The organism is Streptomyces sp. 11-1-2, from assembly GCF_003595545.1.
GTDB classification, from domain to species: Bacteria; Actinomycetota; Actinomycetes; order Streptomycetales; family Streptomycetaceae; genus Streptomyces; species Streptomyces hygroscopicus_B.
In genome coordinates this window covers 3,633,632-3,647,436 of record NZ_CP022545.1, presented here as the reverse complement: position 1 = coordinate 3,647,436, position 13,805 = coordinate 3,633,632, and the positions used below count along the sequence as shown (strand labels likewise).

11 protein-coding genes are annotated in these 13,805 nt (G+C 71.0%); 7 read left to right on the top strand and 4 right to left on the bottom strand.

Annotated features, from left to right (window positions below; all coding sequences use genetic code 11):
- Positions 1 to 214: 214 nt before the first annotated feature.
- Complete coding sequence (locus tag CGL27_RS15395; protein WP_119994397.1) at positions 215 to 1,423, bottom strand: RNA-guided endonuclease TnpB family protein; 1,209 nt, start codon at positions 1,421 to 1,423, stop codon at positions 215 to 217.
- Between the two features lie 161 nt (positions 1,424 to 1,584).
- Between CGL27_RS15395 and CGL27_RS15390 the strand changes: the two genes are divergently transcribed.
- The 6 genes from CGL27_RS15390 to CGL27_RS15365 all read left to right on the top strand — a co-directional run bounded on the left by CGL27_RS15390 (position 1,585) and on the right by CGL27_RS15365 (position 7,071).
- Positions 1,585 to 2,712 carry a sialidase family protein gene (locus tag CGL27_RS15390; protein ID WP_119987425.1) on the top strand — a complete coding sequence of 376 codons (1,128 nt, stop codon included), beginning with the start codon at positions 1,585 to 1,587 and terminating at the stop codon, positions 2,710 to 2,712.
- Positions 2,709 to 4,064: an extracellular solute-binding protein gene (locus CGL27_RS15385; protein ID WP_119987422.1), complete on the top strand. Its 1,356-nt coding sequence runs from the start codon at positions 2,709 to 2,711 to the stop codon at positions 4,062 to 4,064. The genes CGL27_RS15390 and CGL27_RS15385 overlap by 4 nt, the downstream gene beginning before the upstream one ends.
- Positions 4,061 to 5,002: a sugar ABC transporter permease gene (locus CGL27_RS15380; protein ID WP_059143140.1), complete on the top strand. Its 942-nt coding sequence runs from the start codon at positions 4,061 to 4,063 to the stop codon at positions 5,000 to 5,002. The genes CGL27_RS15385 and CGL27_RS15380 overlap by 4 nt, the downstream gene beginning before the upstream one ends.
- Positions 4,999 to 5,982 carry a carbohydrate ABC transporter permease gene (locus CGL27_RS15375; RefSeq protein ID WP_240450503.1) on the top strand — a complete coding sequence of 328 codons (984 nt, stop codon included), beginning with the start codon at positions 4,999 to 5,001 and terminating at the stop codon, positions 5,980 to 5,982. The genes CGL27_RS15380 and CGL27_RS15375 overlap by 4 nt, the downstream gene beginning before the upstream one ends.
- Positions 5,983 to 6,029: 47 nt before the next feature.
- Complete coding sequence (gene npdG / locus CGL27_RS15370) at positions 6,030 to 6,767, top strand: NADPH-dependent F420 reductase (protein ID WP_119994395.1); 738 nt, start codon at positions 6,030 to 6,032, stop codon at positions 6,765 to 6,767.
- 103 nt (positions 6,768 to 6,870) lie between these two features.
- Positions 6,871 to 7,071 (top strand): hypothetical protein, encoded by a 201-nt coding sequence (locus tag CGL27_RS15365; RefSeq protein WP_078641060.1) that lies wholly within the window; start codon positions 6,871 to 6,873, stop codon positions 7,069 to 7,071.
- Positions 7,072 to 7,267: 196 nt separating this feature from the next.
- Here the strand turns inward: CGL27_RS15365 and CGL27_RS15360 are convergent, their stop codons facing one another.
- Positions 7,268 to 8,065 carry a site-2 protease family protein gene (locus CGL27_RS15360; RefSeq protein WP_119987419.1) on the bottom strand — a complete coding sequence of 266 codons (798 nt, stop codon included), beginning with the start codon at positions 8,063 to 8,065 and terminating at the stop codon, positions 7,268 to 7,270.
- A 220-nt stretch (positions 8,066 to 8,285) separates the two neighbouring features.
- Here CGL27_RS15360 and CGL27_RS15355 point away from each other — a divergent pair, with 220 nt between their 5' ends.
- On the top strand, positions 8,286 to 11,696 hold the full coding sequence (locus CGL27_RS15355; RefSeq protein ID WP_119987416.1) for a BTAD domain-containing putative transcriptional regulator: 3,411 nt from the start codon (positions 8,286 to 8,288) through the stop codon (positions 11,694 to 11,696).
- A gap of 104 nt (positions 11,697 to 11,800) precedes the next feature.
- On the opposite strand, the gene CGL27_RS15350 is transcribed toward CGL27_RS15355, so the two are convergent.
- Positions 11,801 to 12,625, bottom strand: a complete 825-nt coding sequence (locus CGL27_RS15350) for an ABC transporter permease (RefSeq protein WP_237298855.1) — start codon at positions 12,623 to 12,625, stop codon at positions 11,801 to 11,803.
- Positions 12,622 to 13,632 carry an ATP-binding cassette domain-containing protein gene (locus tag CGL27_RS15345; protein WP_078641058.1) on the bottom strand — a complete coding sequence of 337 codons (1,011 nt, stop codon included), beginning with the start codon at positions 13,630 to 13,632 and terminating at the stop codon, positions 12,622 to 12,624. Before CGL27_RS15345 ends, CGL27_RS15350 begins: the two co-directional genes overlap by 4 nt.
- Positions 13,633 to 13,805 lie beyond the last annotated feature (173 nt).

Here is a 13,805-nt window from a genome sequence, read left to right as displayed (position 1 = left end):
GCCGGGTCCGTGTCCGTCGGTCGCGCGTGCTCCTGTCGCGTCTCCAACTGTTCATGCGCCGTCTCTTGACGCTCTGTAAGGCAAACCCTAAGGTCGCGGCACACAAGGGACGTCCTACGTCCCATTTTTCTGACTCGGCACTCGATTGCGACGGGCATCGGGAGGTCTGGTGACTCCACCCACGCGTGAACGCGCGGGCTTCCTGCGTCACTGGCTAAGCAGCGTCGCAGAGGGCCAGCCCGGCCCTGTTGAGGACGTTCAGTGCGCCGATGTGGTCCGCGTTGGCGGTGAACCCGCAGGAGACGCATGCGAACTTCGCTTGGGTGAGACGGTTCCTGTTGTCCACGTGCCCGCATGCGGTGCACGTGATCGAGGTGTTGCGGGCGTCCACCGGGATCACGAGGCGACCGGCACTCTCAGCCTTGTTCGCCAGGATTCGGAGGAACTGTCCCCAACCCGCGTCGAGGATGCTGCGGTTCAGCCCGGCCTTCGCGGCGGCCCCGTTCGCAAGGAACGCCCCGTCACGCTGGGGGTCGGGCTTGGGTGCGGGTGCTTTGGTCATGCCCGCCGTGTTCAGCTTTTCGTGGGCGATCACGTCGTGCTCCCGCACGAGCGTGAGCGCCTGTTTGTGGTGGTGGTCCAGGCGCTGACGCCGGATCCTGGCGTGCAGCCTGGTGGCCTTCCGGGCTGCCGCCTTGTGCTTCTTGGTCCGGCGTCGGGTGCGTTTGGGGAAGGTGGACAGGTGCCGCTGGGCTTTGGCCAGTTCCTCGGCCATCGCGCCAAGGAACCCGGGGTTCGGGACGTGCTCGCCGTCCGAGGCGGTGAAGAAGTGCACCGTGCCCATGTCGATGCCGACGACGCTGCTGGTGGGAGGCAAAGGCTCGGCGGGCACGCTGTCGCAGGAGAGGATCACGTACCAGCGGCTGCCCTCGCGCTTGACCGAGACCGTCTTGACGCGGCCCTCCACGGCCCGGTGCTGATGCACGCGCACGTGCCCCACGCCCCGGAGACGCACGCGGGTCTGGGTGTCGTGGGGGGTGGAGTCCCAGCGGCAGCCGTCCCCGTCCTTCGGGAAGGCGACGGTGTCGAAGTGGCCGACACCCTTGAACCTGGGGTATCCGGGTTTCCCGCCGCTCCTGACCCGGCGGAAGAACGCCCGGAACGCTTTTTCGAGCCGCCTGAGTGTGGCCTGCTGGCTGGAGAAGGACCAGCGGCCCTGACGCTCCGGGTCGAACGCCCGGATCTCCCTCAGTTGCGCGGACTGATCTCCGTAGGTGATGTTGGTCTTCGATGCGTGCCGCCATGCGTCGCGGCGTTCCTGCAAAGCCCCGTTGTAGAGCGAGCAGTGGTCGGCCAGCATCTCCGTCAGGGCCTGTGCCTGTCGAACGGTGGGCCGCAGCAGGAACTTGTACGCGCGCAGCAACACAGCCCACCCTCCTCTCAACGTCTCCGCTGGTCAAAGCCGGTGCCTTCACCCTACCGGCCACCACTGACAACGCAGCGAACTACGCCGTTTCGCGGCTCCGTTTCGGCGATTCGATTCCCCCACCGGCTGAGGCCGGTGGCCTCCTTGAAGGAAGGGTGATGGCAGTCGGCACGGGGGCGGCACGCTCGTACGAGGTGTCCGTTCCGTTCCGGGCGGGGACCGAGGGCTATGCGAGCTACCGGATCCCGGCAGTGGTGCTGACCCACGCCGGAACGCTCCTCGCCTTCGCCGAGGGCCGGGCGGACTCCTCCGCCGACTACGGCCGCATCGACCTCGTGCTCAAGCGGTCGGCCGACGGCGGACGGACCTGGGGCGCCTTACAGCTCGTCGCCCGCAACGGCGATGGCACGGCGGGCAATCCGGCCCCCGCCGTCCTCGACGGCGGCCCCCACCACGGCCGCGTCCTGCTAGTGCACATCCGCAGCGCCGCCTCCGCCACCGAGGACCGGATCCGGCGCGGCGAGGTGAGCGCGGCCGACGGGCGGCGGGTGTGGCTGACGTACAGCGATGACGACGGCGCGAGCTGGAGCGAGGCCCGCGAGATCACCGCGAGCACCAAGCGGCCCGAATGGCGGTGGTACGCCACCACCCCCGGCCACGCCCTCCAACTGCGCTACGGCGCCCACGCGGGCCGGATCGTCGTCGCGGCCAACCACTCCCTGCCCCCGACCGTCCCCGGCGACGACGGCACCGAGGGGCGGTACAACGGCGGACACGATCTGCTCAGCGACGACGACGGCGCGACCTGGCGGATCGGGTACGTGGACGACAACTCCGACGGCTACGTCAACGTCAACGAGACCACCGCCGCCCAACTCCCGGACGGCCGCGTCTACTTCAACACCCGCACCGACGCGACCGCGCCCGGCACCCGCGCCGACGCCCACTCCGGCGACGGCGGCGCCACCCTGGACCTCCCCTTCCGGCCGCAGGCCGGTCTGGTGGCCCCCGTGGTCGAGGGCAGTGTGCTGCACCTCGGCGAGCCGGACGCGCTGCTCTTCTCCGGCCCCGCCGACCCCGCGTACCGGGCGCTGATGACCGTCCGCACCAGCCATGACGGCGGTGTCACCTGGCGGCCCACGCACACCGTGAACGGCCTGCCCGCCGCCTACTCCGATCTGGTCCGACTCGACGACGCCACGGTCGGACTGCTCTACGAGACCGGCGACTTCAGCGCCTACTCGACCATCACATTCCGGCGCATTCCGATGGAGGAGCTGGTATGAGCGATACCGCAAGAAACCGGAACACCTGGCTGTCCGGCGCGCCGCGCCGCGCCGTCCTCGGCGGTGCGGCCGCCGCGGCGGCCGGGTTCGCCCTCGCGGGCTGCGGCTCGGACGACGACGGGGGCGGGGACCCCAAGGGCCGCAAGAAGGGCGAGAAGATCACCCTGACCTTCTGGTCCTGGGTGCCGGGCATCGACAAGCCCGTCGACCTGTGGAACAGCAAGAACCCCGAGGTGCGGGTCAAGGTCGAGAAGGTCTCGGCCGTCGACGGCGCCCAGTACGCCAAGATGCACGCCGCCATCAAGGCGGGCAATCCGCCGGACCTCGGCCAGATCGAATACCCGGTCGTGCCCAGCTTCCTGGTCGACAACGGGCTGCTGGATCTGACCAAGTACGGGGTCGCCGAGCACAAGGACATGTTCGTCGGCTGGCAGTGGCAGCAGTCCGTCTTCGGCAAGGCCGTCTACGCCGTACCGCAGGCGTCCGGTCCGATGGGCCTGTTCATCCGTCAGGACCTGTTCGACAAGTGGGGCATAGAACCGCCCACCACCTGGGACGAGTACGAGGCGGCGGCCACGGCGATCCGTAAGAAGGGCGCCTGGATCGAGACCTTCTCGGCCACCAACGGCAACCGTTTCGCGGGGCTGGCCTGGCAGGCCGGGGCGCGCTGGTTCGGCACCGAGGGCGACACCTGGACCGTATCCATCGACGACGAGCCCACCCGTAAGGTCGCCGACTACTGGTACGACCTGGCCCGGCGGAAGCTCATCAAGACCATTCCGGACCGGCAGAACGCCTGGTACAAGGACGTCCAGACCGGCTCCATCGCCGCCTGGCTCGGCGCGAGCTGGGGCGACACCCTGCTGGTCGGCAACGCGCCCAAGACCGCGGGCAAGTGGCGCGTGGTGCCCATGCCGCAGTGGAAGAAGGGCGACGCCTCCTACGCCAACTGGGGCGGCTCCACCACCGCGGTCTTCGCCAAGACCAAGTACCCCAAGGACGCGCTGGCCTTCGCGATCTGGCTCAACACCGACCCCGAGTCGATCAAGCTCCTGATCGAGAACGGCTATGGCACCCCGGGCGCCAAGCAGGGGTACACCACCTCCCAGCTCGATGTGCACAAGGACTTCTTCGGCGGCCAGGCATACAGCAAGGTCTTCGACGAGGCGAGCAAGGGCGTGGACACGAGCTGGAAGTGGGGCCCCGCCACGGACACCCTCTACCAGCGGCTCGGCGACGCCTTCACCGCCGCCATCGGGGACGGGTCCGACTTCCGTTCCGTACTGAAGAAGGTGCAGGGCGAGACGATCACCGACCTCAAGGAAAAGGGCCTCAAGGTGAAGGCCGGGTGAGGCGGGTGAGCAAAGCCCCCCGCCGCTTCACCCGGACCGAGGCACGCAGCGCCCGGGCGGCGTCCGGGTTTCTGCTGCCCTTCCTCGCACTCTTCCTGCTGTGCTTCATCGCCCCCATCGCCTACGCCCTCTACGAGAGCCTGCTGAAGGTCGAGCGCACCGGGCCGCTCGGCCTCGGCGGGGAGACCAAGCAGGTGTGGGCGGGCCTGTCCAACTACGCCCACGCCCTGGAGGACGACCGGTTCACGGCGGGCTTCGGCCGGGTGCTGCTCTTCGGCGCCGTCCAGATCCCGTTGATGATCGCCTTCGCCACCGCGCTCGCGCTGCTGCTGGACGCGGCCTCCGCGCGCTGGGTCGGCTTCTTCCGGACCGCCTTCTTCCTGCCGTACGGCGTGCCCGGTGTGATCGCGTCGATCCTGTGGGGCTTCCTCTACGTCCCCGGGATCAGCCCGCTGGTGGAGATGGCCGATTCGATGGGCTGGGACGTGGACTTCCTGGGCCGCGGGGCGGTCCTGTGGTCCATCGCCAACATCGTCACCTGGCAGTTCACCGGCTACAACATGCTGGTGCTGATCGCCCAGCTCAAGGCCGTACCCGGAGAGCTCTACGAGGCGGCGCGGATCGACGGGGCCAATGCCTGGCAGGTCGCCCGGCACATCAAACTCCCCCTGATCCGGCCCGCGCTCGTGCTCACCACCGTCTTCAGCCTCATCGGCACCCTGCAGCTCTTCGCCGAGCCGAAGGTGCTCAAACCGCTGAGCAACTCCATCGACTCCGGCTACACCCCCAATCTGGCCGCCTACAACGAGGCGTTCACCAGCAACAACCAGCACATCGCGGCGGCCGAGGCGGTCCTGCTCGCCCTCGTCGCCTGCGTGCTGTCCTTCGGATTCCTGAGACTCGTGGGCCGGCGGGGGAAGGACGGCGACAACGGATGAACGAGGCGAACGACCTGGCGGGCGCGGTCGCGAGCGAGCCCGCGGACGAGGCCGCATCCGGTCAGGGGCGGCCCGAGGCGGTCCCGCCCGATGACCGGCCCGGTGCGGGCCGACGAGCGGCGAGGGGCCGGGAGGGGACGGAACCCCCCTTGCGGCACCGGATCATCACCGTCTCGCTGCTCACCGTCGCCGCCATCTACTTCCTGACCCCCGTCTACTGGCTCGTCATCTCGTCCACCAAGTCCAGCAGCGATCTCTTCGGCACCTTCGGCTTCTGGTTCCACGACCCGCACCCGCTCGACTATCTGCACCGGGTGCTCACCTACGACGACGGCATCTACGTCCGGTGGTTCGCCAACAGCCTGATGTACGCGGGCGTCGGCGCGCTCGCCGCCACCCTGCTGTCGGCCGCCGCCGGCTACGCCCTGGCCAAGTTCCGCTTCCCCGGCCGGGAGGGCATCTTCAACGTCATCCTGGCCGGAGTGCTGATCCCGGGCACGGCACTCGCCCTCCCGCTCTATCTCCTCTTCAGCGAGATCGGCCTGGCCAACACCTACTGGGCCGTGCTGATCCCCAGCATCGTCAGCCCCTTCGGGGTCTATCTGTGCCGGATCTACTCGGCCGCCGCCGTCCCGGACTCCCTCCTGGAGGCGGCGCGGATCGACGGCGCGGGGGAGGCCCGGATCTTCTCCACCCTGGGGCTGCGGCTGATGACCCCGGCGCTGGTCACCGTCTTCCTGTTCCAGTTCGTGCACATCTGGAACAACTTCTTTCTGCCGCTGGTCATGCTCTCCGACTCCGATCTCTACCCGATCCAGCTCGGCCTGACGTCCTGGCAGGGGTACGCGGACCGGCAGCCGGAGCTGTACCAGTACACGGTCGGCGGGGCGTTCCTGTCCGTCCTGCCGCTGATGGTGCTGATGGGCGTACTCCAGCGGTACTGGCGCACAGGGCTGACGGAGGGGAGTGTCAAAGCGTAAGAGACGTCACCGTGAAGGTGGCCGCGGTGCGTGACAGGATCACTGTCATGACTACTCCTGATGCCCCGAACTCCGCGTCCGACGCCCCCGCGAAGAAGGCCCCCGCCAAGGACCCCTGGGACCTCCCCGATGTGTCCGGCCTGACCGTCGGCGTCCTGGGCGGCACCGGCGACCAGGGCCGCGGCCTCGCCTACCGGCTGGCCAGGGCCGGCCAGAAGGTGATCATCGGCTCGCGCGCCGCCGAGCGCGCGCAGACCGCGGCACGGGAGCTGGGCGGCGCGGAGCTCGGCATCGAGGGCGCGGACAACGCCGAGTGCTCGCGCCGCAGCGACATCGTCATCGTCGCGGTCCCGTGGGACGGCCACGCCAAGACGCTGGACTCGCTGCGCGAGGAGCTCAGCGGCAAGCTGGTCATCGACTGCGTCAACCCGCTGGGCTTCGACAAGAAGGGCGCGTACGCCCTGACGCCGGAGGAGGGCAGCGCCGCCGAGCAGGCCGCCGCCCTGCTGCCGGACTCCCGGGTCACCGCGGCCTTCCACCACCTCTCGGCCGTACTGCTGCAGGACCCCGAGGTCGAGCAGATCGACACCGATGTGATGGTGCTGGGCGAGTCGCGCGCCGACACCGACCTGGTCCAGGCGCTCGCGGCCCGCATCCCCGGCATGCGCGGCGTCTTCGCGGGCCGGCTGCGCAACGCCCACCAGGTGGAGTCGCTGGTGGCCAATCTGATCTCGGTCAACCGCCGCTACAAGGCCCATGCGGGCCTGCGCGTCACCGACGTCTGAGGGCGCTGCCGCCCGACCGGCGCATCCGGGGCGCCCCGCCCCCGCGGCGGTGCATGGGGGACAATGTGGGGGAGTGCCACATCCCCCGACAGGAGCCGATCGCATGCCCCGCCTCGCCCTTTGCACCCTGGCCGTCTGCGTCCTCGCGATCGCCGCGGCCGTCGTGTCCTTCGCGCGGGGGAGCTGGCTCGGGATCATCTGGGTCATGATCGCCGGTATCTCGTCCAATATGGCCTGGTACTACGTCCGCAAGGCCCGGGTCGACCGTGCGGCCGACCGGGAGAGCACGGGCGCCACGAGCTGAGGCCACGGCCGCGGGCCGAGATCACGGGGGAGCTGCTACGGGTGTCCGGCGGACCACGCGGCGGAGCCGCATGTCGATGCTTTCCGCTGCCCGCCCCTTCCCGAAACTGGGGCTCCGCCCCAGCCCCCGGGGGGTCCAGGGGCGAAGCCTGGTCAGGGGAAGGGGCGGGGAGGGGAACAGCCCGCCGCAGGCACCCCTAGGAGCGGAATCCGGCGATATCGGGCTCGCCCTGCCAGAAGCGGAAGAACTCCTGCCCCCAGTAGGTGTCCCATTCCGATACGCCCAGGGCCCGCATCACCGCGTCGATCGCGCCGAAGAACGCCTCGTTGACCTCGGGTATCCACAGGATTCCGAAGACCGCGAGCAGCCCGAACGGCGCGTACGGCTCGACCTGGCGCCGGATGCGGTGCGACAGCCAGGGCTCGATCACTCCGTAGCCGTCCAGGCCCGGGACCGGCAGGAAGTTCAGGATCGCCGCCGTGACCTGCAGCAACGCCAGGAAGGCGAGTGCGAAGCGGAAGAGCTCCGGCACCTGGTCCGTGGCATCGAGCCAGAAGGGGGCGGTCAGCGCGGCCGCGAACAGCACGTTCGTCAGCGGGCCCGCGGCCGAGATCAGGCTGTGCTTCCAGCGGCCCTGGATCCGGTGCCGCTCGATGAACACCGCCCCGCCCGGCAGCCCGATCCCGCCCATGATCACGAAGACCACGGGCAGCACGATGCTCAGCGCCACATGCGTGTACTTCAACGGGTTCAGGGTCAGATAGCCCTTCGCGCCGATCGACAGATCCCCGCCGTGCAGCGCGGTGCGCGCATGGGCGTACTCATGCAGGCACAGCGAGACGACCCAGCCGGAGACGACGAACAGGAAGACGGCGAAGCCGGGGCTCGCGGAGTACTCCGTCCACACCGCCCACGCGGACACGACCATGATCGCGAACAGTCCGAGGAAGACGGGGCTGATGCGCCGCTCGCGGCGGCTGATGGCGGTGGTCATCGAGTGGGGTCTCCATACGGGCTGGTGAGCGCTGAGGGGGAAACGTCGAACGGGGGGCGCGGAGTTCCGGGCCAGGGTAAACGGGAGAACCGCCGGGCCAGGGAAAACGGGGGAACGGCCGGGCCACGGGAAACGGGAGAATGGCCGGGCCGGGGTCAATGGGAGAACGGCCGGGGCAGGCGCGGTCGGCCGGGTGACGGGCATCCCTCAGAATGGGGCCGTGCGCTACGGCATCCTCGGCACCACCCAGGCCCGCCACGACGACGGCACCCCCGTGGACGTCGGCGGGGCGCGGCTGCGTGCGCTGCTGGCGGCGCTCGCGCTGGCGCCCGGGCGGGCGCGGACCACCGGGGCGCTCATCGGGGAGATCTGGGTCACCGATCCGCCCGCCGACGGGCACGGCGCGCTGCAGGCGCTGGTCGGACGGCTGCGGCGGGCGCTCGGCAAGGACGCCGTGGAGTCCGTGCCAGGCGGGTACCGGCTGACCGCCGACCCCGACGACGTCGATCTGCACCGTTTCGAGCGGCTCGCGGAGGAGGGCGCCCACGCCCTCGCCGACGGCGATCCGGCCAAGGCCGTCGATCTGCTCGACGCCGCCCTCGCGCTGTGGCGCGGGCCGGCGCTCAGCGATCTGCCCGACGCCACCGCACCCGCCGCCCGCGCCGAGGCGCGACGGCTGGACGCGCGGCGCGCCCGGCTCGCCGCCGACCTCGCCCTCGGCCGCCCCGCCCGGGCCCTCCCCGCGCTCACCGGGCTCTGCGACGGCCACCCGCTGGACGAGCCGCTGCACGCGCTGCGCATCCGGGCCCTGCGGGACGTGGGCCGGGTGGCGGAGGCGCTGGCCGCGTACGAGGTGATCCGTACGGAGATCGCCGAGCGGCTGGGCGCCGATCCGGGGCCGGAGCTGCGGGGGCTGTACGCCGAGCTGCTGGCGGCGGCCGATGAGGGCTCTCCCGTACCGCCCGGCCCCGTTCCGCCGCGCCCCGCCCCCGCCCGTGGCGGCGGTGGCAATCTGCGGGCCCGGCTGACCAGCTTCGTCGGCCGCGAGGCCGATCTGGCGACCCTGCGCGGCGATCTGTCCGGCCACCGGCTGATCACCCTCCTCGGGCCCGGCGGTGCCGGGAAGACGCGGCTGTCGCAGGAGGCCGCCGAATCGTTCGCGCCCGACTGGCCGGACGGGGTGTGGCTGGCCGAGCTGGCGCCCGTCGACGACCCCGAGACCGTTCCTGAGACGGTGCTCAGCGCGGTAGGGGGGCGCGAGACGGTCCTCCTCGGCACGTCGCCCGAAGGGCTGCGCGCCGCGACCGACCCGGCCGTGCGCGATCCGCGCGCCCGGCTCATCGAGCACTGCGCCCCGCGCCGGATGCTGATCGTGCTCGACAACTGCGAACATCTCGTCGCGGCCGCGGCCCACCTCGCCGAGTCCCTGCTCGCCCAGTGCCCCGGGGTCACCATCCTGGCCACCAGCCGCGAACCCCTCGCCGTCCCGGGCGAGTTGGTGCGTCCCGTGGAGCCGCTGCCCGACCCCGTCGCGCTGCGGCTGCTCCAGGACCGGGGCGCGGCGGCCCGGCCCGGTTTCCGTACGGAGGACGATCCGGCCGCGTGTGCCGAGATCTGCCGGCGCCTCGACGGACTGCCCCTGGCGATCGAACTGGCCGCCGCGCGGCTGCGGCTGCTCACCCCACGGCAGCTCGCCGACCGCCTCGACGACCGCTTCCGCCTCCTGACCAGCGGCAGCCGTACGGCGCTGCCCCGCCAGCAGACCCTGCGAGCCGTCGTCGACTGGTCCTGGGACCTCCTCGACGCCCCCGAACGCACCGTGCTCGCCCGGCTGTCCGTTTTCGCGGGAGGCTGCGGTCTGACCGAGGCGGAGGCGGTGTGCGCGGACGCGGCCGAGGCGGTGCGCGGATACCCCGAAGAAGACGCGGAAGCCACAGAGCGCGCGAAACACGAACAGCGCGCCGGGCACACCGAGGCCGTGGAGCCCCGGGACGTGGCCGCGCTGCTCGGCTCCCTTGTCGATAAATCGCTGGTCGTCACCGCGCCCGGACCGGAGCCCGGGGCGGACGGGGAGATGCGGTACCGGCTGCTGGAGACCGTCGCCGAGTACGCGGCGGAGCGGCTGGACGAGTCCGGCGAGCGGGCCGCGGTCGAACAGCGCCATCTGGTCGCCTACCGGGAGCTGGCCCGTACCGCCGATCCGCTGCTGCGCGGCCCCGCACAGCGCCACTGGCTGGTCCGGCTGGAGACGGAGCACGAGAATCTGCGCACCGCGCTGCGCCGGGCCGTGGCCGCCCGCGACGAGCAGGAGGCGCTGTGCCTGGTGCTCTCGCTCGGCTGGTTCTGGCATCTGCGCGGCCACCGCGGCGAGGCACGCCAGTGGGCGAACGCCGCGGCCGGCCTCGGGCCGAGCCCCTTCGCACCGCCCGTGGTCCCCGCGCCGCCGCTGTACGTCAGCTGCACGGCCGCCTCGCCGCCGATGGAGCCCGAGCTGCTGGCGGAGGCGCGGCGGGGAGTGCGGCTGTACGCGCTGGCCAACATCGACGGCGACCTCCGGGCCATGGTGGGCGACGACATCCAGCGCGAGTTGGAGGGCATCGTCGCCGCCTACCGGCCGGGGCTGCCCCAGACCTGCCGTCTCCCGGGCGTCCTGTGGTTCTTCGCGGTGTTCCTCAGGGGGGACTTCGTCCTGCTGCGGGAGATGGCCGACGAGGCGGTGCGCACCTGCCGGGAGCTGGGCTACGCATGGGAGCTGGCGTTCACCCTCCAGCTACGGGCCAAGTTCTACCGGGAGCCGAGCGGCGAGCACCAGGGCGCGACCCGCGATTCCGACGAAAGCCTGGAGATCTTCCGCAGGCTCGGTGACGTATGGGGCGAGGCGGAGGCGCTGGCCGGCCGCGGCGAGACCCGGGAGAAGCGTGGCGAGGGCGCGGCCGCGGCCGCGGACTACCGCGCGGCGATCCGCTGCGCCCAGGAGCTCGGGGCCCATGACCAGGTGCTGCTCCTCCGGTCCCGGCTGGCCGGGCTGTTCGTGGAGTTCGGGGACGAGGAGAAGGCCGCCGAGGGCGAGCGGATGCTGCGCGAGGTGGTCGAGCAGGGGCAGCATGCGGGCGCCGAGGCGCTGTCCTACGCCCGGATCCATCTGGCGCAGCGCTACGGCATCACGGGCCGCCTCGCGGAGGCGCGGACCCTTCTGGTCACCATGCACGGGGAGTTCGAGCACCGGGCGCTGCGGATGTTCGAGGGCATGGTGGAGGGGCTGCTGGCCTGGCTGGACCTGGTGGAGGGACGGCCGGGCGACGCCCTGGCGACCGTGCGCGGCGCGCTGGCGAAGACCACCGGCCGGATGACGGAGATGGTCGCGCCGTTCATCCCGGTGACCCATCTGCTGACCGCCGCCGAGGCGCTGAGCGGCCTCGGCGACCCGGAGCGGGCCGCGGCCGCGGCGCGGCTGCTGGGGGCGTACGACACGCTGCGCAAGCGCCAGCAGTACCGGATCTCCACCGGTGAGCGGACGCGCCGGGAGTGGACCGAGGCCGCGGCGCGGGCCGAGCTCGGGGACGCCGTGTACGAGCGGACCCACGCCGAGGGCGGCGACCTCACCCTGGACGAGGCCATCGCACTGGTCTGAGCGGGCCGGTGAGCAGGCCGGGGAAGCACCGGGAGGGGCGAGAGACGACCGGCCGGGCGCCCCCCGTAGGGCGCGCCCGGCCGGTGGCTCGAGACCGTGGACCGTCAGGTGGTCTTGTTGCGGAACTTGCGCACCGCGAGCGGTGCCATGAACACCGTGATGGCCACCGTCCAGACCAGGGTCACCGTCACCGGTTCGGCTATCGCGCCATGGCCGCTGGTGAGCGCCCGCGCGGCGTCCGCGAGCCGGGACAGCGGGTTGTACTCGGTGAAGGACCGCAGCCAGTCCGGCATGGTGGCGGTCGGGGCGAAGATGGACGAGCCGAACTGCAGGGGCATCATCACCAGGAAGCCCATGCCGCTGACCGCCTGCGGGGTGGGCAGCGACATGCCCAGCAGCATGAAGATCCAGGTCAGCGAGGATCCGAAGAGCACGGCCAGCGCCACCGCGGCCAGCAGCTCCAGCGGCCCGGTCTTGAGCTCGAAGCCCATGATGAAGCCCATGATCAGCAGGATGATGGTGGACAGCAGCATCCGGCCGCACTCCACGACCAGCTTGGCGATCAGCACCGAGGAGCGGGCGATCGGCAGCGTGCGGAAGCGGTCCATGACGCCCTTGTTGAAGTCGTCATTGACGCCGCTGCCGATCGACATCGCGATGTTGAGCCCGCCCATCGCCATGAGGCCGGGGATGAAGTAGTTGACGTACTCGGAGCGGTTGCCGCCCGTCATCGCGCCGCCGAAGACATAGGTGAACAGCAGCGCGAAGACGATCGGCATCGCCAGGGCGTCGAACATCGCGAACGGTTCGTACCTGATCTGCATGGCGTTGCGCCGCACCAGTGCGCCGATGTGGCGCAGATTGGCGCGGGGGCCGATCCGGCCGTCGCTCTTTCCCCGCACGGGCGCGGTCATCGTGGCCGTACTCACGCGGCGACCTCTTCCAGCGTCTTGTTGTCCTGCGGTGCGGACGCCTTCCGGCCGGTGATGGCCAGGAAGACCTCGTCCAGGCTGGGCATATGGGTGTCGATCCCGGCGATCGCGAAACCGCGCTGACTGAGCAGACCGATCAGGGCGGTCAGTTGCTCGTCGCTGACGATGGGCACACTGACCTGGCCCTCCTCCGCATCGGCGGTCGCGCCGCCGATGCCGTCGAGACCCGCCTGGGCGATGGCGCCGGCCATGCGGTGCACCTCGGCGGGGTCGGACGGGCGGATCTTCAGGGTGCGGCCGCCGACCTTGGCCTTGAGCTCGTGCACCCGGCCCTCGGCGATGACCCTGCCCCGGTCGATCACCGTCAGGTTGTCGGCGAGCTGCTCGGCCTCCTCCATGTACTGGGTGGTGAGCAGCACGGTGGCCCCCTCGGTGACCATCCGCCTGACCTCGTCCCACACCTCGTTACGGGAGTGCGGGTCCAGGCCGGTCGTCGGCTCGTCCAGATAGAGCACCGAGGGCCGGCCGATCATGGACGCGGCCAGGTCGAGCCGGCGGCGCATACCGCCGGAGTAGGTGCGCACGCGCCGCTTGCCGGCCTCGGTGAGCGAGAACCGCTCGAGCAGGGCGTCCGCCCGCGCACGGGCCTCCTTGCGGGAGAGATCGAGCAGCCGCCCGATCATGTAGAGGTTCTCCCAGCCGGGGAGCTTCTCGTCGACCGAGGCGTACTGCCCGGTCAGCCCGATGGTGCGGCGCAACTGCCGGGGCTGGCGCACCACGTCGTATCCGGCCACCACCGCGGTGCCGGCGTCCGGCACCAGCAGAGTGGACAGACAGCGGACAAGTGTCGTCTTACCGGCGCCATTGGGGCCCAGCACACCCAGGACGGTGCCCTCCGGCACGTCCAGATCCACTCCGTCGACGGCCTTGGTGTCACCGAAGTGCTTGACCAGCCCCCGAACTTCGACGGCATTGCCGTCCCTGATCCTCTGTTCCCGCGTCATGCGCCCAGGATGACAGCCGTCACCGACAGACCGCCGACAGGCGGCAGACAGCCCGCCGACGGGGGAAGATCGGCGGGCTGTCGTTGTACCGCAGTGGCTCGTGGTGCCTAAGCGCTCCGCTGGAAGTGCCGTGATGCGTCGTCGGCCGTCTGCTGCGCCGTCGTGGCTGGTCG